Origin of the sequence: Pseudoalteromonas sp. c7(2019) (assembly GCF_011378625.1) — a bacterium.
Taxonomy (GTDB): domain Bacteria; phylum Pseudomonadota; class Gammaproteobacteria; order Enterobacterales; family Alteromonadaceae; genus Pseudoalteromonas; species Pseudoalteromonas arctica.
This window is the reverse complement of the sequence record NZ_WTKS01000106.1, coordinates 1-382: the sequence shown is the minus strand read 5'-3', so window position 1 is coordinate 382 and position 382 is coordinate 1. Positions and strand designations below refer to the sequence as shown.

At 42.9% G+C, this 382-nt stretch carries 1 pseudogene; it reads right to left on the bottom strand.

The annotated features are described in order from the left end of the window. Positions 1-13: 13 nt before the first annotated feature. Positions 14-382 (bottom strand): annotated as a pseudogene (locus GQR38_RS20200) (IS4 family transposase); the annotation flags it as partial.

The window sequence follows — 382 nt, the reverse complement described above, 5'->3', positions numbered from 1 at the left end:
AGCTGTCTCTTGATCACAAGTCTGACTCAAGAGATTTTGCTAAATCGTAGCCTTCCAGGATGGCTTGTAACTTAAGCCATCCTTGCCATAACACTTTCACAGATGCACGCCCTGTGCGCTTGGTATCTTTCCAGCCTCCTAACTTTGCCAGTTCCTGATACGCCCATGACATATTTGGAGCAGTTTCAGGCAATGGTGTTTTTATTCTCTTTAACCACAATAACTTCCATGCTTTGGGAGATAACAGTTGTTCACAACTTGGAGAATCAGGCTGCTCATTGGTGAACTTTAGTTGCAATATTCGCGTCGCAATAAAGCCATTAATCGTCACCAATCTTTCCATGTTATCTTGGCTTTGAAGGCGTAAACTTTCGATATCCGT